21 protein-coding genes, 1 tRNA gene and 1 pseudogene are annotated in these 22,337 nt (G+C 63.8%); 10 read left to right on the forward strand and 13 right to left on the reverse strand.

The window, feature by feature from the left end; all coding sequences use genetic code 11:
* Positions 1–15 precede the first annotated feature (15 nt).
* The 7 genes from iolD (at position 16) to phnN (ending at position 7,266) form a co-directional block, all read left to right on the forward strand.
* On the forward strand, positions 16–1,866 hold the full coding sequence (iolD, locus tag NKH02_RS13825; RefSeq protein ID WP_352879389.1) for a 3D-(3,5/4)-trihydroxycyclohexane-1,2-dione acylhydrolase (decyclizing): 1,851 nt from the start codon (positions 16–18) through the stop codon (positions 1,864–1,866).
* A gap of 140 nt (positions 1,867–2,006) precedes the next feature.
* Positions 2,007–2,924, forward strand: a complete 918-nt coding sequence (gene iolE / locus NKH02_RS13830) for a myo-inosose-2 dehydratase (RefSeq protein ID WP_352879391.1) — start codon at positions 2,007–2,009, stop codon at positions 2,922–2,924.
* 60 nt (positions 2,925–2,984) lie between these two features.
* Positions 2,985–3,197 (forward strand): DUF3329 domain-containing protein, encoded by a 213-nt coding sequence (locus NKH02_RS13835; protein WP_352879392.1) that lies wholly within the window; start codon positions 2,985–2,987, stop codon positions 3,195–3,197.
* A gap of 324 nt (positions 3,198–3,521) precedes the next feature.
* Entirely contained in the window at positions 3,522–4,334 is an 813-nt protein-coding gene (iolB, locus tag NKH02_RS13840) for a 5-deoxy-glucuronate isomerase (protein ID WP_352879394.1), read from the forward strand.
* Positions 4,335–4,731: 397 nt separating this feature from the next.
* Positions 4,732–5,439 (forward strand): DUF1045 domain-containing protein, encoded by a 708-nt coding sequence (locus NKH02_RS13845; protein WP_352879396.1) that lies wholly within the window; start codon positions 4,732–4,734, stop codon positions 5,437–5,439.
* Positions 5,440–5,485: 46 nt separating this feature from the next.
* Complete coding sequence (locus tag NKH02_RS13850; RefSeq protein ID WP_352879398.1) at positions 5,486–6,640, forward strand: alpha-D-ribose 1-methylphosphonate 5-triphosphate diphosphatase; 1,155 nt, start codon at positions 5,486–5,488, stop codon at positions 6,638–6,640.
* A complete protein-coding gene (gene phnN / locus NKH02_RS13855) occupies positions 6,637–7,266 on the forward strand; it encodes a phosphonate metabolism protein/1,5-bisphosphokinase (PRPP-forming) PhnN (RefSeq protein ID WP_352879399.1) in 630 nt (209 codons plus the stop codon). The genes NKH02_RS13850 and phnN overlap by 4 nt, the downstream gene beginning before the upstream one ends.
* Positions 7,267–7,283: 17 nt before the next feature.
* On the opposite strand, the gene NKH02_RS13860 is transcribed toward phnN, so the two are convergent.
* The 3 genes from NKH02_RS13860 to NKH02_RS13870 all read right to left on the reverse strand — a co-directional run bounded on the left by NKH02_RS13860 (position 7,284) and on the right by NKH02_RS13870 (position 10,992).
* Positions 7,284–8,279: an ABC transporter permease gene (locus NKH02_RS13860; protein ID WP_352879401.1), complete on the reverse strand. Its 996-nt coding sequence runs from the start codon at positions 8,277–8,279 to the stop codon at positions 7,284–7,286.
* Between the two features lie 55 nt (positions 8,280–8,334).
* Positions 8,335–9,873, reverse strand: coding sequence for a sugar ABC transporter ATP-binding protein (locus tag NKH02_RS13865; protein ID WP_352879423.1), 1,539 nt, complete (start codon positions 9,871–9,873; stop codon positions 8,335–8,337).
* 156 nt (positions 9,874–10,029) lie between these two features.
* The gene (locus NKH02_RS13870; protein ID WP_352872868.1) at positions 10,030–10,992 is read right to left on the reverse strand and encodes a sugar-binding protein; all 963 of its coding nucleotides are present in this window, start codon (positions 10,990–10,992) and stop codon (positions 10,030–10,032) included.
* 574 nt (positions 10,993–11,566) lie between these two features.
* Between NKH02_RS13870 and NKH02_RS13875 the strand changes: the two genes are divergently transcribed.
* Positions 11,567–12,676, forward strand: coding sequence for a LacI family DNA-binding transcriptional regulator (locus tag NKH02_RS13875; protein ID WP_352879403.1), 1,110 nt, complete (start codon positions 11,567–11,569; stop codon positions 12,674–12,676).
* 381 nt (positions 12,677–13,057) lie between these two features.
* The gene (locus NKH02_RS13880; protein ID WP_352601557.1) at positions 13,058–13,261 is read left to right on the forward strand and encodes a CsbD family protein; all 204 of its coding nucleotides are present in this window, start codon (positions 13,058–13,060) and stop codon (positions 13,259–13,261) included.
* 75 nt (positions 13,262–13,336) lie between these two features.
* Here NKH02_RS13880 and NKH02_RS13885 read toward each other — a convergent pair whose 3' ends face one another.
* The 9 genes from NKH02_RS13885 to NKH02_RS13925 form a co-directional block, all read right to left on the reverse strand.
* Entirely contained in the window at positions 13,337–14,248 is a 912-nt protein-coding gene (locus NKH02_RS13885) for an ABC transporter permease (protein ID WP_352879405.1), read from the reverse strand.
* Complete coding sequence (locus tag NKH02_RS13890; protein ID WP_352879407.1) at positions 14,245–15,345, reverse strand: ABC transporter permease; 1,101 nt, start codon at positions 15,343–15,345, stop codon at positions 14,245–14,247. The genes NKH02_RS13885 and NKH02_RS13890 overlap by 4 nt, the downstream gene beginning before the upstream one ends.
* Positions 15,342–16,862 (reverse strand): ABC transporter ATP-binding protein, encoded by a 1,521-nt coding sequence (locus NKH02_RS13895; protein ID WP_352879409.1) that lies wholly within the window; start codon positions 16,860–16,862, stop codon positions 15,342–15,344. Before NKH02_RS13895 ends, NKH02_RS13890 begins: the two co-directional genes overlap by 4 nt.
* A 3-nt stretch (positions 16,863–16,865) precedes the next feature.
* The gene (locus tag NKH02_RS13900) at positions 16,866–17,963 is read right to left on the reverse strand and encodes a BMP family ABC transporter substrate-binding protein (protein ID WP_352879425.1); all 1,098 of its coding nucleotides are present in this window, start codon (positions 17,961–17,963) and stop codon (positions 16,866–16,868) included.
* A gap of 26 nt (positions 17,964–17,989) precedes the next feature.
* Complete coding sequence (locus tag NKH02_RS13905) at positions 17,990–19,369, reverse strand: amidohydrolase (protein WP_352872875.1); 1,380 nt, start codon at positions 19,367–19,369, stop codon at positions 17,990–17,992.
* Position 19,370: 1 nt separating this feature from the next.
* Positions 19,371–20,030, reverse strand: a complete 660-nt coding sequence (locus tag NKH02_RS13910) for a glutathione S-transferase family protein (protein WP_352872876.1) — start codon at positions 20,028–20,030, stop codon at positions 19,371–19,373.
* The gene (locus tag NKH02_RS13915) at positions 20,027–20,872 is read right to left on the reverse strand and encodes an aromatic ring-hydroxylating dioxygenase subunit alpha (RefSeq protein WP_352872877.1); all 846 of its coding nucleotides are present in this window, start codon (positions 20,870–20,872) and stop codon (positions 20,027–20,029) included. The genes NKH02_RS13910 and NKH02_RS13915 overlap by 4 nt, the downstream gene beginning before the upstream one ends.
* On the reverse strand, positions 20,869–21,522 hold the full coding sequence (locus tag NKH02_RS13920) for a Rieske 2Fe-2S domain-containing protein (RefSeq protein ID WP_352872878.1): 654 nt from the start codon (positions 21,520–21,522) through the stop codon (positions 20,869–20,871). The genes NKH02_RS13915 and NKH02_RS13920 overlap by 4 nt, the downstream gene beginning before the upstream one ends.
* 116 nt (positions 21,523–21,638) lie before the next feature.
* Positions 21,639–22,040 (reverse strand): acylphosphatase, encoded by a 402-nt coding sequence (locus NKH02_RS13925; RefSeq protein ID WP_352879411.1) that lies wholly within the window; start codon positions 22,038–22,040, stop codon positions 21,639–21,641.
* On the opposite strand from NKH02_RS13925, the pseudogene NKH02_RS13930 reads away from it, so the two are divergent.
* Positions 22,039–22,185, forward strand: a pseudogene (locus NKH02_RS13930) (substrate-binding domain-containing protein); the annotation flags it as partial. The gene NKH02_RS13925 and the pseudogene NKH02_RS13930 sit on opposite strands and share 2 nt — an antisense overlap.
* Here the strand turns inward: NKH02_RS13930 and NKH02_RS13935 are convergent.
* Positions 22,179–22,255 (reverse strand) — tRNA-Arg (locus NKH02_RS13935). The pseudogene NKH02_RS13930 and the gene NKH02_RS13935 overlap by 7 nt on opposite strands.
* Positions 22,256–22,337: the final 82 nt, after the last annotated feature.

Genomic DNA, 22,337 nt, shown 5'->3' on the forward strand with positions numbered 1-22,337 from the left:
TGCGGAGGAGACACCATGAGCAAGACAATCCGCCTGACGATGGCGCAGGCGCTGACCCGCTTTCTCAGCAAGCAGATGACCGAGATCGACGGCAAGACCATGCCGATCTTCGGCGGCGTCTGGGCGATCTTCGGTCATGGCAATGTCGCCGGCATCGGCGAGGCGCTTTATCAGGTGCGCGACGAACTGCCGACCTTCCGCGCCCACAACGAGCAGGCGATGGCGCATGCGGCGATCGCCTATGCCAAGGCCAATTTCCGCCGCCGTTTCATGGCGGCGACCTCTTCGATCGGTCCGGGCGCGCTCAACATGGTGACGGCGGCGGCGCTCGCCCATGTAAACAGGTTGCCCGTCCTGTTTCTCCCCGGCGATGTCTTTGCCAACCGCATCCCGGATCCGGTGCTGCAGCAGGCCGAGGACTTTTCCGACGGCACGGCGACGGTCAATGACTGCTTCCGTCCGGTGTCGCGCTATTTCGACCGCATCACCCGGCCGGAGCAGATCATTCCGGCGCTGAGCCGTGCCATGCAGGTGCTGACCGATCCGGCCGAATGCGGCCCGGTGACGCTGTCGCTGTGCCAGGACGTCCAGGCCGAGGCCTATGATTATCCCGAGAGTTTTTTCGCCGAGCGGGTCTGGCATCAGCGCCGGCCGCGCCCGGACCGTCATGAGCTTGCGGCGGCTGTCGCCGCGCTCAAGGGAGCAAAAAAGCCGCTGGTGATCGCCGGTGGTGGCGTCCTCTATTCCCAGGCCTCGAACGAGCTGGCGAAATTCGTGGAAAACGCCGGCATCCCCGTCTGCGAGACGCAAGGCGGCAAATCCTCGCTGCCGGACGACCATCCGCTCAACATGGCGGCGGTCGGCGTCACCGGCACCTCGGCCGCCAACCGGCTGGCCGAGGAAGCCGATGTCGTGATTGCCATCGGCACGCGCCTGCAGGATTTCACAACCGGCTCGTGGGCGCTGTTCAAGAACTCCGGCAAGACCATCATCGGGCTCAACGTGCAGCCTTTCGACGCCGGCAAACACCGCGCGCTGCCGTTGGTCACTGACGCAGCCGAGGGTCTGGCCGAACTGGGTGCAGCGCTTAAAGATTGGAAGGCACCTTCCACCTGGACCGACAATGCGGCCACCGGAAAGACAGCCTGGCAGGCCGAGGCGGCCAAGGTGACCGCGTCGACCAATGCCGCCTATCCGTCGGACGCACAAGTGATCGGTGCCGTGCAGCGCGCGATGGGCTCCGGCGTGACGCTGCTGCATGCCGCCGGCGGCCTGCCGGGCGAGTTGCACAAGCTCTGGCAGGCTGGCGCGCCTGGCTCCTATCACGCCGAATACGGCTTCTCGACCATGGGCTACGAGATCGCCGGCGGGCTCGGCACGAAGATGGCCAAGCCCGACGAGGAGGTGGTCGTCATGATCGGCGACGGCTCCTATCTGATGCTGAATTCCGAGATCGCCACCTCGGTGATGCTCGGCCTCAAGCTCACCATCGTGCTGCTCGACAACAGAGGCTATGGCTGCATCAACCGGCTGCAGATGGCGACCGGTGGCGCCAACTTCAACAATCTCCTGAAGGACTCGCGCCACGAAGTTCTGCCCGATATCGACTTCGCCGCGCATGCCGCGAGCATGGGCGCTGTAGCGGAGAAAGTACCGTCGATTGCCGGGCTGGAAAACGCGCTGGAGAAGGCGAAGACAAACAGCCGCACCACCGTGCTGGTCATCGACACCGACCCGCTGGTTTCCACCGATGCCGGAGGCCATTGGTGGGATGTGGCGGTGCCGGAAGTGTCGGCACGGCCGCAGGTTAACGCGGCGCGCAAGGCCTATGATGAGAAGCGGCAGATGCAGACAATCGGCGATTGATGTAACGCGGCCAAGCCCCTACCTCCCCCTTGTGGGAAGGTCGGACCGAAGGTCCGGGTGGGGGGCCGGCGCCGCACCCCCGCTGCTTCGCAGCGACCCTCCCCACAAGGGGGAGGGTGAACAAGGACCGGAGCGACGACTTGAAAGCCAAACTGGGCATGTCCCCCATTGCGTGGTGGAACGACGATCTTGCGGAACTCAGCGATGACGTGTCGCTGGAAGAATGTCTGCGCCAGTCGCGCTCGGCCGGTTTCACCGGCATGGAAATGGGCCGGCGTTTTCCCAATGACCCCGATGTCATGCTGCCGATCCTCAAGGCAGCCGACGTGACGCTGTGCGGCGGCTGGTTCTCCGGCACGCTGGTCGATGACGAGATGGCCGACAACAAGGATCGCATCCAGCCTATGATCGACCTGTTCAAGGCGGTGAACGCGCCTTGCATTGTCTATGGCGAGGTCGGTCGCTCGATCCAGGGCGACCGCTCCAAGCCGCTGGCCACCAAGCCGAAGCTGTCGGATGACGAGATGAAGGCCTATGCTAGGCGCCTGACCGATTTCGGCGAATGGTGCGCCGAACAGGGCATGCCGCTGTCCTACCACCACCATATGGCGGCCGTGGTCGAGACCGAGCCGGAACTCGATGCCTTCATGCGCTATTCCGGAGCCGGCATTCCGCTGCTGCTCGACGCCGGCCACCTGGCATTCGCCGGCGGCGACGTGCTGCGCGCCATCGACAACCATCATAAGCGCATCAACCATGTGCATGTGAAGGATGTGCGCATGGGCGTGATCGACAAACTCGACCGCACGAAACAGTCCTTCCTCGACGCGGTGGCGCTGGGTGCCTTCACGGTGCCGGGCGACGGCTCGCTGGATTTCGGCGCCATCGTGCAGCGCTTTGCCGACCATGGCTATGAGGGCTGGTTCGTGGTCGAGGCCGAGCAGGATCCGAAGAAGAACCCGCCGCTCAGGATGGCTCAGGTCGGCTACAAGGAATTGATGCGCGTGATGACCGCCGCCGGCTACACGGTCGAGACGCAAGGCTTTCCCAATGTCTGATCAAGGGAGGCCGTATGTGCGATGGGTTCCCGGCAAAGCCGATTGCTGTAGATTGGCCCGATGAAAGATTACGAACACCCCTTCTTCCGGCCTTTGTGGCGGCGTGTCGCCGTCGTCGCGGTCTGCGTCGTCTGGTCGATCATCGAATTCGCAACCGGCACGCCGTTCTGGGGCGTGCTTGCCCTCGGCTTCGCCGGCTACGCGGTCTGGCAGTTCTTCTATCTCTACAAGCCGGCCGATGAGGCCAAGCCTCCGGTCGAGCCGAAGGAGTAAAGCGGCCTATGACGCAGAAGGCTAACGGGTCGGGCACTGCGCGCATGACAGGTCGCATGCGTTGGAGATTGGCTGAAACGCTCCTCGCTTCGTCATCCTGGGGCGAAGCAAGGAGCGAAGCGACGCTGCGCAGACCCCGGGATCCCTGCCGTGATGTCAAAACAGCCGCTTCGGTGCAAAATTCCGCTTCGCTGCGCTCTTGGACCGAGGTTGCGGCATGGATCCTAGGGTCTTCGCGACGGAGCTTCGCTCCTGCTACGCCCTAGGATGACGAAGTTGGGAGACTTCGGCCAATTCTCGAAGATTTGCGATAGGAGAGACACAATGTCGAAGCTGTTGGTGAAGGCCGACAAGGGCCATGGCCGCGTCGCTCATGTGACGCCGCAAATCGCGGGCTGGACCTATGTTGGTTTCGACCTGCATCGGCTGAAGCCGGGCGAGAGCGCGTTCGGGAAGACGGATGATCGCGAAGTCTGCCTGGTGTTCGTCACCGGCAAGGGCAATGCGAGAGCCGGCGGCAAGGAACTCGGCCTGCTCGGCGAGCGCATGTCGCCCTTCGAAGGCAAGCCGTGGTCGGTGTATGTGCCTGAGGGCTCCGACTGGTCGGTAACCGCGGATACCGACCTGGAACTCGCGGTCTGCTCGGCGCCGGGCCTTGGCGGCGGCCTGCCGGTGCGGGTCATCGCACCGGACGATGTCGGCCAGGAGGTGCGCGGCAAGGGCACCAACACGCGCTACGTGACCAACATATTGCCGGAGGGCAAGCCGGCCGATTCGTTGCTGGTGGTCGAGGTCATCACGCCCGGCGGCCATACGTCGAGCTATCCGCCGCACAAGCATGACCAGGACAATCTGCCTGATGAATCCTATCTCGAGGAAACCTACTATCACCGGCTCAACCCGCCGCAGGGCTTTGCCTTTCAGCGCGTCTACACCGACGCCGACCAGAATGGTCATCGCGCGCTCGACGAAGCGATGGCGATCGAGGATGGCGATGTCGTGCTGGTGCCCAAGGGCTACCACCCCTGCGCCGCCTGCCACGGCTACGACCTCTACTATCTCAACGTGATGGCCGGGCCGAAGCGGACGTGGAAATTCCACAACGCGCCCGAGCACGAATGGCTGATGAAGGCCTGATTGCTCCTCCAATAGAATGGCTTCAGACAAAGACAGCTCCCCATTCTTGGAAACCAACCCATTGTCGAAAGTCGGCGCCGCCCCTCATCGCCCTGCCGGGCACTTCTCCCCGTATAGGGACGGGGAGAAGGAGGCTGGCCACAACCTCGGCATTTCTTCTTGCTACGATGATGATTGGCGAAACCATCGACGACAGCGCCCCTCTCCCCGTCACTATACGGGGAGAGGATGCCGGCAGGCAGGTGAGGGGCAGCGCCGACGTCTGGAAAATTGGTCCAGCCCGAGAAAAATGTCGGCTAAGGACACGGCTGGGTCGATTTGCCTTCGAAAACCCTTCAAAGCTTCGTCAATCCGTCATGGAAATCACCTATGGCAACGGGACTGACGAGGCTTCCTAATGCGCTACGCCATCTATTTCACCCCCCGGCAGGACGAGCCACTGGCGCGGATCGCCGCCAACTGGCTCGGTCGCGACCCGTTTGGTGCCGCGACAAGGCCGGTCGAGGCGGTGGCCGACCTGTCGGCGGCGGAAGTCGCTTTTCACACCGCTTCGGCGCGCCGCTATGGTTTTCACGCGACGCTGAAGGCGCCGTTCCGCCTGGCCGCCAACGAGACGGAAGCCTCGCTGCGCGCCGCACTCGACCATTTCGCCGAGGCGACGCCGATGGCGACCATCCCGCGTCTCGTCGTCAGCCAGATCGACGGCTTCTTCGCATTGGTGCCGGAAGGACCGCTGCCTCTGCTCAACCGCTTCGCCGATGACGTGGTGCGCGATTTCGATCGCTTTCGCGCTCCGCTGACCGAATCCGAGATCGAGCGGCGCGGCCCGGATTCGCTGAAGCCGGCCGAGTTCCGCAATCTTTGCCGATGGGGCTACCCCTATGTCTTCGAGACCTTTCGCTTTCACATGACGCTGTCCGGCCGGGCGACGTCACAGGAAAGCCCTCGTTTGCGCGCAGCAATCGATAGTCTGTTCGCGGACATTCTGCGACAGCCGGTGCTGGTGGATGCGCTGACGCTGTTTGTCGAAACCGAACCGGGCGCACCGTTCATGGTGCTCTCACATCACGTGCTCGGGCGCCGCCCGGCCAGAAGAACCGCCTGAGCACCCGCCGAACAACCCCAGCTGGACTAACCAAGGACTGCCTGAAATGACCGTCGAGACTGTTCTCCACAACGCCCGCATCGTGCTTGCCGACGAGATCGTCGAGGGTTCGCTGGTGCTGCGCGACGGCTTTATCGCCGGCATCGACGCCGGCGCCTGCCATACCAGTGGGAGCATGGCCGGCGAGGATATGGGCGGCGACTACATCATTCCCGGGCTGGTCGAACTCCATACGGATCATCTCGAAGGCCACTACGCGCCGCGGCCGAAGGTGCGCTGGAACCCGATCGCCGCCGTGCTCGCCCATGACGCGCAAGTGGCGACCGCCGGCATCACCACAGTGCTCGACGCCCTGCGCGTCGGCATGGACGAGGACGCCGACCTGACATCGACCGACATCCGCAAATTGGCCGACGCGATCGAGGACAGTGTGCAGCAGGACCGTCTGCGGGCCGACCACTTCATCCATCTGCGCTGCGAGGTTTCGGCGCCGGACTGCCTCAAGGCATTCGCCAATTTCGATGGCGACGAGCGGGTCAAGCTGGCATCGCTGATGGATCATGCGCCCGGCCAGCGCCAGTTCGTCAACCTCGAGACCTATGCCTACTATTACCAGCGCAAGCTGAAGCTGACCGATCGCGACTTCAAACTGTTCTGCGAAAAGCGGATGGGAGAATCGGCGCGCAATTCGGTACCGAACCGGGCGGTGATCGCCGCCGCCTGCCATGAGCGCGGCATCGTGCTGGCCAGCCATGACGACGCCACCCTTGGCCATGTCGGCGAGGCGATAGAACAGGGCGTGCGCGTCGCCGAGTTCCCGACAACGGAGGAGGCCGCGAGGGCCTCGAAAGGGGCTGGCCTCGGCGTGCTGATGGGAGCGCCCAACGTCATGCGCGGCGCCTCGCATTCGGGCAATGTCTCGGCCCGTACGCTGGCCAGCGACGGCCTGCTCGACATCCTGTCGTCCGACTATATCCCCTTCAGCCTGATCCAGTCGGCATTCTTCCTCGGCGACGTCGTCGACGGCATTTCGTTGCCGCAGGCGGTGGCGATGGTCTCGAAGAACCCAGCCGAAGCGATTGGCCTGACCGACCGTGGCGTCATCGAGCAGGGCCGCCGCGCTGATCTGGTGCGCGTGCGCGTCGACGACCATGTTCCGGTCGTACGCACGGTCTGGCGCCAGGGGCGCCGGGTGGCATGATGGTGTCGGCATCGATCGAGCGTGAATTGTCGGCCGAGACGTTTCCGATCCGCGATGGCGTCTTCGTCGCCGTGGTCGGCCCAAGTGGCGCCGGCAAGGACACGGTGATCGGCTACGCCCGCGCCTGCTTTGCCGAGGAGACAAGGCTGGAGTTCGTCCGCCGCGTCATCACCAGGCCGAGCGATGCCGCCAGCGAAGACCACGACACGCTGGCCGACGCCGCCTTCATCGAAGCCGAAGCCGATGGCGCCTTCGCCATCTCCTGGGAAGCGCACGGCTTGCGCTATGGTATCCCGGCCGATGTCGACTGGTGCGTCGCCAATGGCCGCGTGGCCGTCGCCAATGTGTCGCGCGCGATCATCCCGATGCTGCGCGAGCGCTATGCCAACCTGGCCGTCGTCGAGATCACTGCCTCGCCGGAGGTGCTGGCCGAGCGTCTGGCGATGCGGGGACGGGAATCGCGCGGCGAAGTGCTGGCGCGGCTGGCGCGCAGCGCCAATGTCACTCTGTCCGGCCCTGGCGTCACCTCGATCGACAATAGCGGCCCGCGCGACGCGGCCGGCGAGCGCTTCGCCGAGGTACTGCGCAAGGCGATGGCCCTTTCCGATATGTTGGGGCTGATCTAACCTGCTTCGAGCCCGGCCTATTCCGCGGCCGCACCGGCGGCGCTTTTGCGGGTGGCGTCGGCCATCAGCCGCCGTGCCCGGAACACGCCCCATTGCTGGTCGACCAGCACGCCGATGAGGATGACGCCGCCCATCACCGCGAAGTTGAGCGAGGACGGGATGCCGAGCAGGTTGACGAGGTTCTGCAGCTCCTGCAGCAGCACCGTGCCGAGGATGACGCCGATCAGCGAGCCTTCGCCGCCGCGCAGCGAGAAGCCGCCGAGCACGGCGGCCGCGATGGCGTAGAGTTCGTAGAACTGGCCGTGGCTGGCCGGCGAGATCGAGCGCGTGTACATGGCGAAATAGATCGCCGACAGTGCCGTCAGCACGCCGCAGATGACATAGGCGGCCATGACGACGCGGCCGGTGCGGATGCCCGAATATTTCGCCGCCTCCTCGTTCTTGCCGATGGCGTAGAGATAGCGGCCGAAGACCGAGCGGTGCAGCACCACCCACATGACGATGGCGATGACGATGAGCGCGATGAAGCTGTTCGGCACGCCATAGGAGCGCCCGGCGGTGAGGAATTCGAGCTCGGGAAAATTCTGGCCGAAGGCGAAGCCGGCGGTGCCGTCGGCGGTGTAGAAGCGGGCGACGCCGCGGTAGATCAGAAGACCGCACAGCGTGACGACGAACGGCTGCAGCTTGAGCCTTGTGATCAGCCAGCCATGCACCAGGCCGATGATGGCGCCAAGAAAGAGGATCAGCACGAAGGCCAGTGGCCACGCCACCTCGCGCACGGCGATGAAGTCGATGAACAACGTTCCCAGCAGCGCAACCACCGAGCCGACCGACAGTTCGATGCCGCCGGTGATGATGACGAAGGCCTGGCCGATCGACAGGATGCCGAACAGGCCGATCAGGTTCGAGGTGTTGGCGAGGTTGATCGGCAACAGGAAGCGCGGATTGATGATCGCCACGATGGCGCCGACCACCAGGATCAGGATCAGCAGGCCGAGATCTTTCTTGCTCATCGTTTTCTCCCCAATGCCTGAGCAGATCGCGCTTGCGCGAGACCCCGGCAAAAACCTATTTCGGCTGCTTACCCACCGCCAGCAGCAGCACGTTTTCCTGGCTGAACCGGTCCTTGTCGAGAATGCCCGAGATCTGGCCCTCATGCATGACGGCGATGCGGTCGGACACGCCGATCACCTCTTCCATGTCTGAGGAGATCATCAGCACGGCGACGCCGGCATCGGCGAGAGCGCGCATCAGCCCGTAGATTTCCGCCTTGGCGCCGATGTCGATGCCGCGCGTTGGCTCGTCGAGGATCATCACTTTCGGATTCATGGCCAGCCATTTGCCGAGCACGACCTTCTGCTGGTTGCCGCCCGACAGCGTTCCGGTGCGCGTTTGCACCGACGGCGCCTTGATGCCGAGATCTTTCTTTTGTTTCTCGGCGGTGGCGGTCTCGGCGCTTGCGGACACCAGGGAGCGTCGCGCATGCGCCGGCAGATTGGGCAGCGAAATATTCTGGGCGATCGACAGGTCGAGCAGGATGCCGGTCAGCTTGCGGTCCTCCGGCACCAGGAAGATGCCATGCGCGACGGCGTCGGCCGCCGAGCCGAGCACAAGCGGCTTGCCGTCGAGCTCGAGCGCGCCGCCAAGACTTGAGTCGATGCCGAAGAAAACCCGCGCCAGTTCGGTGCGGCCGGAGCCGACAAGGCCGGCAAGGCCGAGGATTTCGCCGCGCCTGACGTCGAGATCGACCGGCCGGCCGGGATAGGCTGGCGTGCGGATGGCCTTGGCCGAAAGCGCTGTGGCGCCGGGCGCGCGCGCGGCCTCGGAGGCCTTTTCGCGCTCCTTCAGCATGCGGCCGATCATCAGCTTGACCATCTGGTCATGGCCGATGTCGCTCTTCGGCAAGGTGCCGGCCAGCATGCCGTCGCGCAGCACGACGACGCGGTCGGCGACGCGCTCGACCTCGTGCAGGCGGTGCGAAATAAAGATGACGCTGATGCCGTCGGCCTTCAGCGCCTTGATGACGTCGAGCAATTTGTCGGTCTCGGCGAGCGGCAGGCTCGATGTCGGCTCGTCGAGGATGACCAGCCTTGCCTCGATCGACAGCGCCTTGGCGATCTCGACCATTTGCTGCTGCGCCAGCGACAGAGCGGCGACCGGTGTGTCGGGGGAAAAATTGGCGCCGACGCGCTTCAACAGCGGCGCCACCATGGTGCGCAGCTTTGCGCGGTCGACGAGCCTGAGCGGCCCGGCGCGCAACGGCTCGCGGCCGAAGAAGATGTTGGCGGCGACGTCGAGATTGTCGAACAGATTGAGTTCCTGGTGGACGAAGGCGATGCCCGAGCCCAGGCTGGCTTCGACGGTCAGGCTATTGTGGGCGATGCCGTCGACGGTGATCGTGCCGTTGTCCGGCGTGGTGACGCCGCCGAGTATCTTCATCAGTGTCGATTTGCCGGCGCCGTTTTCGCCGACGAGGCCGATGACCTCGCCCGGCCTGACCTCCATGGAGAAGCCGTCGAGCGCGACGACGCCCGGATAGGTCTTGCGCACGTTCTCGAGGCTGAGGAACGGGGTGGTCGTGGCGATGGATGTGTCGGAATAGTTCATCATGCCTGACAGCAGTTGGCGGGCTCACAGACTGACTGGCCTGATCGAACCCGTCAATAAAAAGCGAGGCGTCGCGCTACCCCTCACCCTTACCCTCTCCCCGTATAGAGAGGGGGAGAGGGAGCCGGAGGCGGATGGGGGCAGCGCTAACGACGATCAGTTTCCAGACATCGCCTTCAGGTTGGCGGCATAGGCGTCGACATCGTCCTTGCCGATGATCTTGGTGGGGACGATGATGAGGCCACCTTCCGGGATGCCCGACTTGTCGCCCTTGAGATAGGCAGCCATCAGCTTCATGCCCTGATAGGCCCATTCGAAGGGCTGCTGCACGACGGTTGCGGCAACGGTGCCTTCCTTGACGCCGCCCAGCGTGATCGGATCGTCATCGAAGCCGACCACCGTGATCGAGCCGAGCTTGCCGGCGTCGCGCAGCGCTTCGTAGATGCGCGGCGTGTTGTAGGAGTAGAAGCCGACCATGCAGGTGACGTCGGGGCTGGCAACCAGCGCGTCCTCGACATTCTTCTTGGCGCGCGCCTGGTCGATGTCGTCGCCACGCACGTCGATCAGCTCGATCTTGGTGCCGGCCAGACCGTCCTTCATGCCCTGGATGCGCTCCTTGGCATTGTCGGCGCCGAGCAGGCCGACGAAGCCGAGGCACTTGCCGCCATCGGGCATCGCCTTCTTGGCGATTTCGGCCGCCTGCTTGCCGGCATCGACGTTGGACGAGCCGATATAGGCGACGCGCTTGGTCTGCGGAGCGTCGCTGTCGGTGGTGAACAGCGCCGTTTCCGAGGCGATCTTGTTAAGCCCGTCGGTCGAGGTCTTGGGATCGACGGCCGAGACCATGATGCCCTTGACGCCCGCGGTCACCAGATCGTCCATCAGCCGCTGCTGGATGGCCACCGAGGACTGTTCGGGATATTTGAGTTCGAGATTGTAGTCAGGCAGTTCGCCTTGCGCCTTCTTGACGCCGGCTTCGGCGGCCTTCCAGAAATCGGAAGCGCCGTTGACGACGAAGGCCAGCGTCGGCTTGTCGTCGGCGCGCGCGATTGCCGTGGCCGACAGGCCGAGCAACAGCGCCGCGGTGGCTACGGATGCATTTCGTATCAAGGATTTCATGTTCAACCTCCCGTTTGGTTCAGTCGTGCGACTGACCGATCTTGCACTGACCTGATTTTGCCGTTTGCAGCTTGGACGCCCTCCTCCTCAAAGGGTTCCCGGCACCGAAAGAATGGCGCCGGTCCAGCCACGATGCGGACCTTAGAGACTCATCCTTCGTTCGTAAATAGTCCGATTTGTCAGACATATCACATATCCGAGACAAGGCTTGCGGGGTTAAGATCCGCTCGCCATCGGGCCATTTCTCGTACTCCCGCCGCCTCGAGCCCAACCGACCCGGACGCGACAGATTGACGGTACAGCGCATTTTTGTATTAGTAAACAGTATTAGTTCTGAGGCGATATCCCTGGGTATGCTTGCGCTTCGCGGCACATCCGCCGGCGAGCCTCCGCCTCGGCTGCGCCAACGCCTATGTCTTATGCCGTTTGACCTTCGGGCTGTGTGGAGATGCCGGATGGATAGACCTTGAAGCTACTAATAGATATAAATCCGCGCGACGATCTCTATAAATCGACAACGTCACGCCATCTTGCCGGCCTGACGGGCGGCCGCTAGACAGGCTGGAGGAGTGACATGAGCGAAACCACGGATCCGGCCATCGACACGGTGAGGCGCCGCAAGGCGCCGGCGAAGAGCGCCAGGGGTCGCGTCACCATGACCGACATCGCCAGGGCCGCCGGCTGCTCGCAGGCGACCGTTTCCTTCGTGCTCAACAATTCGCCCGGCATCAAGCTGTCGCAGCAGACCCGCGAACGGGTGATCGAGGCCGCGCGGACCCTTGGCTATGCCGCGCCCGCCTTTTCGGCACTTCACCCGCCGCTTCCCGCCTTTGAAGGGCTGGACGGGGTGATCGGCTTCGCCGTCGACCAGCTCGCCACCAGCCCGGAAGCCGTCGTCGCCATCGAGGGCGCGCGGCAGGCCTCGTGGAATGCCGGCAACGTGCTTCTGGTGGCGCAGACGCTTGGCGATTCCGTCATGGAGCCGCGCGCCATCGCCGCACTCACCAAGCGGGGCATTTCGGCGCTGATCTACATGACCATCTTCACCCGCGAGATCACCGCGCCCGACTATCTCTACGGCCTCGACATTCCGGTGATCCTGCTCAATTGCTACACGTCGGACTACGCCTTCCCGGCCGTGGTGCCGAGCGAGATCGCCGGCGGCCAGAGCTCCACCCGCCATCTGATCAGCCACGGCCACCGCCGCATCGCCACCATCACCGGCGAGCCGTGGATGCAGGCAGCACAAGACCGGCTGAAAGGCTACCGCCGCGCGCTCGCCACCGCCGACATCCCGTTCGATCCGGAACTGGTGGTCGAGGGCGACTGGTCGGCCAGCGCGGGCTATGCCGCGACCGTCAAGCTCCTGGCGCTGAGGGACCGCCCGACCGCCATCTTCTGCCAGAACGACCGTACCGCGATCGGCTGCTACGAAGCGCTGAAGGAAGCCGGCCTGCGCATCCCTGGGGATATTTCCGTCGTTGGCTACGACGACGAGGAAATCGCCAGGCATCTGTTCCCGCCGCTGACGACCTCGATCCTGCCGCACATGGCGATGGGCCAATGGGCGATAGAACAGCTGGAAGCGCCGGCGGCGCCCGGGCGGGGACGGTATCCGATCACCAAGCTGGAGTGCCCGCTGGTGGAGCGGGAGAGTGTGCGGGCTGTGGTGGGGGTGTCATAGGAGAGATCGCATCGCCGCCGGATTAATCGTTGTTCAGCTGCCTCGCGGTCCGCCAATGCGGCTTCTCGAACACGTGAGGACGTAGGGCTTGTCGGTCATCGCTTCGCTTGGCCGGTTTATTCGCTTGGTCACTTTATAAAGCCCGCGCCTCTGGCGGAGAGCGCGGGCCGATCGGGGCTGTCGCCCCAATCTTCAGCAGGCGATGGAGGGCACCACCTGCCGCACGTATCAACCTTTAGGGACTGCTAATGTTCCATCGAAGCTGTTTGATCGAAACGAAAATCGGCTTCCAAATCGCGGCTGTCGCTTGTTCGGCGTTGTAGCGGAACCCCACGGTCATACGACCGTTTTTCCACCAGAGAAACGAAGGAGTTCGCCACCATGGACTGGAACCGCGTCGAAGGAAATTGGAAGCAGGTTAAAGGCAAGGTCAAGGAACAGTGGGGCAAGCTCACTGATGATGATCTAGACCGCATCGCCGGCAAGCGCGATCAGCTCGAAGGCAAGATCCAGGAACGCTACGGCTTGGCGAAGGATCGCGTACGCCGAGACATCGATGAATGGTATGGCCGGCAAGGCTGGTAGACAGCTTCGAGCTAGTCAATTTTGAGGCGCTATGGACCGCGCCGCTTTCGTTGCGCAGATCACATTGCCTCGTGACTAGTGTTCGAAGGGTTCGCCAAGCGAGGCGACGCCGTTCAGCCTGAGCAGGCGGCGGTCCGCCGAGATGACACCGAGCACGACGATCGTAACGAGATAGGGAAGACTGGAAAGCAGTTGCGACGACACGTCCAGACCGGTCGCCTGGGCGGCGAGGCTCATCAGCGAAACCGCGCCGAAGAGGCAGGCACCCAGGAAGATGCGACCAGCGAGCCAGGTACCAAAGACAACGAGTGCGATCGCGATCCAGCCACGTCCGGCAATCATACCGTCCGCCCAAAGGGGCGTGTACACCGCCGCCGCATAGGCGCCGGCAAAACCCGCCATCATGCCACCAAAGGCTATCGCCGCGACACGGATGGCGATGACCGGATAGCCGATGGCGTGGGCAGCCTTGGGATTCTCGCCGATTGCCCTCACGACAAGGCCGACCCTCGTATAGGCAAACACCGCCCAGATCGCGAACGTCACGACAAGGGAAAGCCATACGACGACGTCTTCGACAAACAGCCTGCCGACTACCGGGATTTCCGAGAGGCCGGGAAAGGCAAGTTTCGGGAGCCCCTTGACCGTCAGGCTCTCGTAGCTTTTGCCGAACAGCGCCGAAAGGCCTTGGCCGAGGATGCCGATCGCAAGGCCTGTGGCGACCTGGTTTGCCCGGAATCCGAGTGCCAGCACTGCAAAAACGAGGGACAGGGCGGCGCTGCCGAGACCGGCGGCGACGAAGCCCAGCAGGTGTCCACCGCCGTGGTAGACGACGATGAACGCGAGCACGGCGCCGAGGGCCATCAGGCCCTCCACGCCGAGGTTAAGGACGCCGGCGCGCTCGACCACCAGCTCGCCGAGTGCGGCAAGGAGAAAGGGTGTTGCGGCTGCCAGCATGCCCGAAATAATGAACTCGACGGCGTTCATGGCTGGCTCCGGTGATGGGGAAGGCGCCACTCGACGCGGTAGCGCACGAAGGCCACGGCGACGAGATAGGCAAGCAGCAAGCTGCCTTGGAAGACGCGGACGGCGGCGATCGGCAAGTTTGCCGACACCATCGCATTGTCGCCGCCGATATAGAGAACGGCCATGAAGAGCGCGGAAAAGATGATGCCGACCGGATGCAAGCCGCCGAGATAGGCGACGATGATGGCCGCATAGCCGTAGCCGGTCGAGATCGAGCGCTGCAATTGGCCGAGCGGCCCCGCGACTTCCGCGGCGCCTGCCAGTCCCGCCACGAAGCCGCCGATCAGAAGCGACAGCCAAATCGCGCGCCCTTCGCTGAAGCCGGCGTAACCGGCCGCGCGCGGGGCAAGGCCGCCGACCTTGAGCTTATAGCCCATGAAACTTCGCTGCATGAAAACCCAGGCCGCCAGCGAGAGCGCGAGCGTGATGAGCAGCGAGACGTTGACGCGGGTACCGGCGATCAAGGTCGGCACCATCGCGTCGTTCTGAAACATCACGGATTGTGGGAAATTGAAGCCGGCCGGGTCTTTCCAGGGGCCGAGCAGCAGGTAGTTGAGGACTTGCGCCGCAACGAGGCTCAGCATCAGGGAGACCAGGATCTCGTTCGCATTGAGCCGGACGCGCCAGAAGGCGGTGATAGATGCCCAAAGCGCACCTCCGACGGCACCGAGAAGCAGCATCAGCGGCCAGATCCACTGCCCGGTCGCCTGCGGAAACCAGACGGGGATCGCCGAGGCGAAAATAGCGCCCAGGATGAACTGGCCCTCCGCGCCGATGTTGAACACTTTTGCGCGGAAACCGATCGCCAGCCCCTGCGCGATGAGGAGAAGAGGCCCCGCCTTGAGCAGCACCTCCGCGAACGATGCCCAGGAGAGGAACGGCTCGAGAAGCATCGCGTACAGCACGGTCGCCGGATCTCGGCCAATCAGCACATAAAGGCCCAGATTGAGGATGATCGCCATGCCAAGCGCGGCAACCGGGGCCAGCATGGCCGCGACGAGCGAGGCATGCTCCCGGCGGACCAGCGCGGGGAGGAACGTCGCGGCCCGAACATTCATGCAGGAACCTTCTCTGGCGAGCCATGTGCGCCGATCATGTACCGGCCGATGTCTTCGGGGCGTGTGTCCCGCGTGACCAGAGGCGGACTGAGCATCCCATGATGCAGCACCTGGATGAAATCGCAGAGTTCGAAAAGTTCCTCGAGTTCCTCGGAAATGACGAGGATCGCCATGCCCTCGTTGCGCAACGCAATGAGCCGCCTTCTGATGGCGGACGCAGCGCCGATGTCTACGCCCCAGGTCGGCTGCGCCACGAAGAGCAGTTTTGGCGAGAGCATCATCTCGCGACCGATGATGAATTTCTGCAGATTGCCGCCGGACAGCGAGCCCGCTTCGGCAGCCGGGCCGGAGGTGCGGACGTCGTACCGGCGGATGCATTCGCTGGTGAAAGCCGTCGCTCCGGCGTTGTCGATGAGGCCGTGCCTCACGAGATCGAAAGGATGGGCGGTAAGAACGGTGTTGAGCACGAGCGACATTTCAGGGACCGCGCCGCGTCCGAGCCGGTCTTCGGGCACGAAGGCGAACCCGAGTCTCCTGCGCGCGGCCGCATCGAGTGCGCCTACGTCGCGGCCCATCATGAAGATCCGGTCGCGCTGTTCCTTCAGCATCGCTTCGCCTGAGATGAGCGCGGCAAGTTCGCCTTGGCCGTTGCCCGATATTCCGGCTATGCCGAGGATCTCGCCTGATCGTACCGTGAGGCTGATGCCGGAGAGCGGCGTGGCAAAAGGGTCATCCGGCGTGTGGTCCATGCCGATTATTTCCAGCCGCTTCTCCCCCTCGGGCATGGCCAACGCCGGCATCACCTCCGGCATGTCGCGGCCGATCATCATGCGGGCTAGGTCGTGCGCATCATGGTCGCGCGGGTCGACGGTGCCGATAACGCGCCCTCCACGTAGGATGGTCGCCTGGTCGCAGATCGTGCGAATTTCCTCCAGCTTGTGGGAGATGAAGAGGATGGACACGCCGCGGTCGCGAAGCCGCCTGAGCGTGTCGAACAGTTTCTTCACCGCCTGCGGTGGCAGCACCGAGGTCGGCTCGTCGAGAATGAGCAGCTTCGGGTCCGTCATCAGGCAGCGGATGATCTCCACCCGCTGCCGTTCGCCGACCGAGAGCGCGTGCACATCGGCGAAAGGATCTACTTCAAGGCCAAAATCTTGGCCGAGGCTGCGGATGCGCCCCGCCAGCTCCGCCTTGCCGCCGGGCACGACGAGCTGGATGTTCTCGACAACAGTCAGTGTCTCGAACAGCGAGAAATGCTGAAAGACCATGCCGATGCCCCTGCGCCGTGCCTCGGCCGGCGAGGCAAGGCTCAGGGGTTCTCCGTTCCAGACGACGGTGCCGTCGTCCGGCTGTTCGACGCCATAGATGAGTTTCATCAGCGTCGATTTGCCCGCCCCATTCTCCCCCAGAATCGCATGGATCGATTGGGGCGCCACGTCCAGATCGATGGCCTGGTTGGCCCGGATCTGGCCGTAGCTCTTCGAGATGCCGCGCAGCGACAGAAGGGGCGGGCTCATGGCTTACTTCGGCAGCGGTGTGGTGACACCCTTGACGTGCCAGTCCATCGCGACGATCTCGGCATCCGCCATCGCCGCACCGGCGCCGGCGGCTTCGCTGCCGTCGGCCTTGGTGATCGGGCCTGTGAAGGGCGAGAAGCTGCCGTCGGCGATCTTCGCCGCCACGTCCTTGATCTTCGCCATCGTGTCGGCCGGGACATCCGAGTTCCAGTCCGCGACCTCCACCACCTTTTCGGCGACGCCGAGGAAGGCGTTGGCGCCCTTGAACGTTCCGGCGATGTGGGCATCCACGGAAGCCTTGAAGAAGGGCGACCAGTCCGTCGCGATGCAGCCGAGATATTTTTTCGGCGCGTATTTCTTCATCGACGAATTGAGGTTGAACGCGTAGATGCCAGCCTCCTCGCAGGCCGAGATGACGGAGGGCGTATCCTGGGCGTTCGAGAAGATCACGTCGCAGTTCTGTGCCATCAGCGCCTTGGCGGCTTCCTGTTCCTTGGCCGGGTCGAACCAGGAATTCACCCAGACGACCGAAACCTCGACAGCGGGATTCACGGTCTGTGCGCCGAGCGTAAACGCGTTGATCGAGGTGATCAGCTCCGGAATGGCGAAGGCCGAGACCGAGCCCAGCTTGCCGGTCTTGGAAAGAGCCGCGGCGGCCATGCCGAGCAGGTAAGTGCCCTGGAAATACTTCGCCGCGAAGGGCGAGAAATTCGGCGCGGTCTGGAAGCCGGAGGCATGCAGCACGGTGACCCCAGGATCGCGGCGGGCGATCTGCAATGCGCCATTCTGGTAGCCGAATGAGCCGGCGATCAGGAACTTGTTACCGTCGGCGACGGTCTTGTTCATGATCCGGTCGGCGTCCGGCCCCTCGGCGATGTTCTCGATGACGGTGATCTTCACCTTGTCGCCATATGCGGCCTTGACCGGCTCGAGGCCGGCGGCGAGCGCGTGGCCCCAGCCGACATCGCCGACCGGCGACGGGAGCACGAGCGTGATACCGAGCGGCTCGTCGGCCGCGAAGGCGGGACGGCCGCCAAGGGTGCCGGCAAGCCCCGTCGCGGCAAGGCCCTTCATCAGAGTTCTGCGGGTCAGATAGTTCAGCATGTCAGTTCCCCTTTTTTAAGTTGTCAGAATTCCACCGCGGCAAGAGCGGCTTCCGCGTCCGCGGCAAGCCGGGCCTCGTCCAGCCCGGCAAACGCACCCTTTTCCCAGACGATGCGGCCGTTGATCATGGTCATGTCGGTGGGCATGCCGATGCCGACCTTGGCAATCAGGCTCAACGGATCGTGGCGCGTGCCGACATAATCCATGCGGCGCGTGTCGATCGCGAAGAGATCGGCGGCCATGCCTGACGACAGTCGGCCGATGTCCTTGCGGCCCAGAAGCGCGGCGCCGCCCGATGTCGCATAGCCGAGGAAATCGGCCGGCGCGGGCACCGGATGAGCGCGCGTCGAGGCCGCCAGGCATTGCAGCATGTAGGCGGAATGGATGCAGTGCATGAGGTTGGAATTGTCGTTCGAGGCAGCGCCGTCGCAGCCGAGACCGACGCGCAGGCCGAAGGCGGACATGGCGGGAATATCGGTCACCTGCGCACCCACCAGATAGACCGGCTCCGGACAATGCGAAACACCGGTGCCGCTCGCCGCCATCACCCGCAGTTCATCATGCGTCAGCTCCCAGCAATGGGCATAGAAAGTGTCCTGGCCGGCAAATCCGAGTTCCTCGAGATAGTCCACCGTGCGCATGCCGTGGCGGGCCTCGATGACCGGGCTTTCGCCCTCGCCGACATGGGTGTGCATCCGCAACCCGCGATCACGCGCCAGCGAAACCGATTCCACGAAGGTCTCGCGGTAGCAGTTGACCGGCTGGCAGGGAGCGACGACGACCTGGCGCATGCTGAAGGGGCTGGTGTCGTGATAAGTGTCGGTGAGGCGTGCGCAGTCGGCGATGAATTCGTCCGTGGTCTCCAGCATCTCGTCCGGAATGGTCGAGCCTTCCGACTTCGGCAGCGTGTTGCCGCCGCGCCCTGCGTGGAACCGCATGCCGAGAAGATCGGCCGCTTCGAACTGCCGGTCGATGAGCCGCTTTCCGGCATGGCGTGGAAAATTGTACTGGTGGTCGAAGGCCGTGGTGCAACCGTGCTTGATCATCTCCGCCATCGCCGTGATCGAGGCGTGGTAGAAACAATCCTCGTTGAGCCGGGAGAAGATGGGATAGATCCGGTCGAGCCATTCGATGACCGACAGCTTCGTCCAGTCGAGCTCGGCACGGTTGCGCACGAAGCACTGAAAGAAATGATGGTGCGTGTTGACGAGGCCGGGATAGACGAACCAGCCGTCGGCGTCCCGCACGATGGTACCGGCCGGCAGCTTGCCTCCGTGCAGGCCTTCCCCGATCGCCTCGATCCGCGGCCCATTCGTCAGTATATCGACATTGCGCCGGACGCTCGGACCCTTGCCCTCGTCGGTGATGACCGCTGCGCAATTCTTCAGGAGATAGCCGGTCATCTCACGCCTCGTCCGGGCATGGTCGCGGTTCGGGCTTCAACTCGTGCAGCCGGTGGATACCGGGCATCTCGATGAAGTTGTCGAGGCTGCGGAGCGCTCGCGACCAGAGCCGGATCGTGGGATACGGGTCGAGGGAAACGCCCCCGTCGGGCGCGAGCGCGACATAGGGAAAGCAGGCAATGTCGGCAATCGTCGGCCGGTCGGACGCGAGAAACCGATCGCCACGCATTTTTTGTTCGAAGAGGCCGGCTTCCAGTTCACGCAGTGCCGCCATGCCATTGGCCTGAAGCGCACCGATGTCACCGGGGCGCAGCAGCATCTCATGCAGGCGCGCGCCGCCGAGGCTGGCGGTCAGCCTGTGCGAGAAGGAAAGCCATTGCTGGATGCGCGCCGTCTCCTCGGGGGCGCCGCTGCCGAGCCAGGCCGGTGCTGCCTTCGCGGCGAGATAGCCAAGCATGGCGGAAGACTCGGTCAGGATCAGGTCGCCGTCTTCAAGGATCGGGATGGAACCACCCGGGTTGAGCGCCATAAGCTCTGGGCCGCGATGCTCGGCGCCGGGATGGAAGTCGACCGGACGGATCTCGAGCTTCACGCCCGACAGCGCCGCCATCAGGCGCACCTTGTAGCAACTTGGGGAGAGGACGTAGTCGTAAAGCCTCATTGTGCCACCAGCTGCGCGCCGTAGGTATAATTGTGGCGTTTCAGCCAGCGGCGATAGGCGACCGAGGTCAGGTCCGCGCGCGTCGGGATTTCCATGCCGGGATCGAGCGGCAGAAGCCGCGGGATCTGGTTTTCGAGGATCGAGCGGTCCTGCAGGAAAATCGTCTGCTGGAAATGGATGAGGTCGGTCAGTGGCGTCTCGTCGTCGAAGAGCGCCATCCACGGCCAGACGTCGCAGAGATCCTCGGCAAGCGGCTGGACGAACAGCGCAATGACATCCCATTCGCCCGGGCGCGGCGGGCAGGTCTTGTAAAGGACCGAGCAGGTCGGAGCCGGCACGCGGTACATATATTCCGTCGTGATACCCCCGCTCGCTGATTTCGCCGCCTGCGGCTGGTAGAACTTCACCTGGGTTGCCCAGACCTCGTCCTCGTCCTCGCGGATCTCGACCTTGTAGTTTTCGACCTCGGTATGCGGCTCCGAGCCGAGGATGTCGGTATGGACGAAGGGGAAGTGTGCGATGTCGAGGAAGTTCTCGACGGCGCGGAGCGGCGAGCAGCGCACCCGCACCACACCGACATCGACGAAGCGGCGCCCGGGCTGGTCCGCCTCGGGAATCGGAAAGACCGCTTTCCTGGGTTCGCCGAGCGACGACCAGATATGGCCATAGCGCACCGAAACCGGCAGCACGCGCCCGTTTTCGCCTGTCACTTTCGCCGCGCCATCGGTGTCGAGCGCAACCTTGATCGGTTCGCCCATCAGGGTGGTCTCGCGCCCATCACGGTCGAGCCGGCTGAAAAGCCCGACCGGATACCATTCGTCGCGCATCGCATCGTCGATCATGACGCAGCCCCTTCCGCTTCGATCCGTTCGGCCATGCGCCGAAGGCTCTCGGCGGCTCGCGAGGCGGCGATGCGCTCGGACACACCGCAATCGGCTGGAACAAGGACGTGGATCAGCGTCTCGCCGGTTTCCTCCGGTATGGGCAGCAGGCGGATTGCCGGCGCGCCGGGCGCCTGCCAGGCGAATCCTTCAACGGCAGCCTTCGTACCGGCAGCGGCAGAGAGCGCCGAATGTCCGGCACGGGCCGTCAACGAACGGAGCGGGACGTAACCTTCAAAAAGGGGTGGCTTGCCGTCGGGCTCTCCATCGGCGACCCAGACGATGCCGCCTGCCTCTTCGACCGACCGGGTCGCAACGCGAATCGTCTCCGGCGGCGTGAGATTGGGATGGGCGGGAATGCGCAGACACCGACCGGCCTGCGAATAGCTCCAGCCGTGATAGATGCAGGAAAGCGCCTCGCCGCGCACGAAGCCATGGGAGAGGCGCATGCCGCGATGCGGACAGCGATCCGCCGATGCCGCCAAGCACCCCGATTGGCTTCGCCAGAGGGCAATGGGACCGGCGGGCGTCCACGCCGGCATTGCCTGTCCTGCTGGCAGATCCTGGGAAAGGGCGACCGGCACCCAGGTGTCCGTCTTGTCGGACAGCATGACCTTACTTTCCGTACTGATACCACTGTTTGCCGACCAGGGATGCCAGCGAAAGGAGTTGGCGAACCGCTCGATGGGCTGAGGTATGCATAATTATTTCGCAATTGCAATATTGATCAAATTAAGTGCAAACGGCCGGTAACCACACGCAAAGCCATGTGTTTTTTGCTCGCAGGCGCGCGGTCGATCGTCTCGACCCAGACGTCGATGGGCCCGAGCGAACATCCCATCTCCATCATATCGATCAGTTCCGCCGCACCGCCAATATCGAGCTCGATGCGATCGCTACTTGCATGAGTGATATGGTGCACGAGGCCGAGCTTGGCCGCATGGCGCATGATCCAGGGCACGAAGGACGCGGGTTGAAGGTGGCCGCGAATGGTCATCCGCTCATGGTGCCGATTTTGCTTCATCATGAACGAACCTCGCGGCTTGGCATCATGGTCAGCAGCATAGCGTCTGAGTGAACGGGCGGAAGTGGTAATCGACGCGTGAAATTGCAGCGAGCCGCGGTCCATAGGCTGGTCGGCCAGAGCGGGCTATGCCGCGACCGTCAAGTTCCTGGCGCTGAAGGATAAGCCCACCGCCATCTTCTGCCAGAACGACCGCACCGCGATCGGCTGCTACGAAGCGCTGCAGGAAGCCGGCCTGCACAATGGCGCACCCGACAGGATTCGAACCTGTGACCTCTGCCTTCGGAGGGCAGCGCTCTATCCAGCTGAGCTACGGGTGCTTTCAGGACCGGCGATCCGGAAAACGAACCAGCCGGTAAACCGGCCAGCCATGGCTTCTTAGCGGAACCCGTCGCGGGCTTC

It is taken from the genome of Mesorhizobium sp. M1396 (assembly GCF_040317725.1).
Lineage (GTDB): Bacteria > Pseudomonadota > Alphaproteobacteria > Rhizobiales > Rhizobiaceae > Mesorhizobium.